The 1,193-nt window shown below is 52.8% G+C and carries 1 rRNA gene; it reads right to left on the bottom strand.

Features of this window, described 5'->3' with window-relative positions:
* Positions 1-1,168: ribosomal RNA gene (locus KK102_RS22055) — 23S ribosomal RNA — on the bottom strand; the annotation flags it as partial.
* Between the last annotated feature and the right edge of the window lie 25 nt (positions 1,169-1,193).

Genomic DNA, 1,193 nt, shown 5'->3' with positions numbered 1-1,193 from the left:
GTCGCTGCCGCAGCTTCGGTGCATGGTTTAGCCCCGTTACATCTTCCGCGCAGGCCGACTCGACCAGTGAGCTATTACGCTTTCTTTAAATGATGGCTGCTTCTAAGCCAACATCCTGGCTGTCTGTGCCTTCCCACATCGTTTCCCACTTAACCATGACTTTGGGACCTTAGCTGGCGGTCTGGGTTGTTTCCCTCTTCACGACGGACGTTAGCACCCGCCGTGTGTCTCCCGTGATAACATTCTTCGGTATTCGTAGTTTGCATCGGGTTGGTAAGCCGGGATGGCCCCCTAGCCGAAACAGTGCTCTACCCCCGAAGATGAGTTCACGAGGCGCTACCTAAATAGCTTTCGGGGAGAACCAGCTATCTCCCGGTTTGATTGGCCTTTCACCCCCAGCCACAAGTCATCCGCTAATTTTTCAACATTAGTCGGTTCGGTCCTCCAGTTAGTGTTACCCAACCTTCAACCTGCCCATGGCTAGATCACCGGGTTTCGGGTCTATACCCTGCAACTTAACGCCCAGTTAAGACTCGGTTTCCCTTCGGCTCCCCTATACGGTTAACCTTGCTACAGAATATAAGTCGCTGACCCATTATACAAAAGGTACGCAGTCACACCACGAAGGTGCTCCCACTGCTTGTACGTACACGGTTTCAGGTTCTTTTTCACTCCCCTCGCCGGGGTTCTTTTCGCCTTTCCCTCACGGTACTGGTTCACTATCGGTCAGTCAGGAGTATTTAGCCTTGGAGGATGGTCCCCCCATATTCAGACAGGATACCACGTGTCCCGCCCTACTCTTCGAGTTCACAGCAAGTGTGTTTTCGTGTACGGGAGTATCACCCTGTACCCTGCGACTTTCCAGACGCTTCCACTAACACACAAGCTGATTCAGACTCTGGGCTGCTCCCCGTTCGCTCGCCGCTACTGGGGGAATCTCGGTTGATTTCTTTTCCTCGGGGTACTTAGATGTTTCAGTTCCCCCGGTTCGCCTCGTTAACCTATGTATTCAGTTAACGATAGTGTGTCGAAACACACTGGGTTTCCCCATTCGGACATCGCCGGGTCAAAGGTTCATATCACCTCGCCGGCGCTTTTCGCAGATTAGCACGTCCTTCATCGCCTCTGACTGCCAGGGCATCCACCGTGTACGCTTAGTCGCTTAACCTCACAACCCGAAGATGTTTCACTTC

Origin of the sequence: Enterobacter quasimori (assembly GCF_018597345.1) — a bacterium.
GTDB lineage: Bacteria > Pseudomonadota > Gammaproteobacteria > Enterobacterales > Enterobacteriaceae > Enterobacter > Enterobacter mori.
Note: the sequence above shows the minus strand (reverse complement) of the source record. Positions and strands in the feature narration are given on the sequence as shown.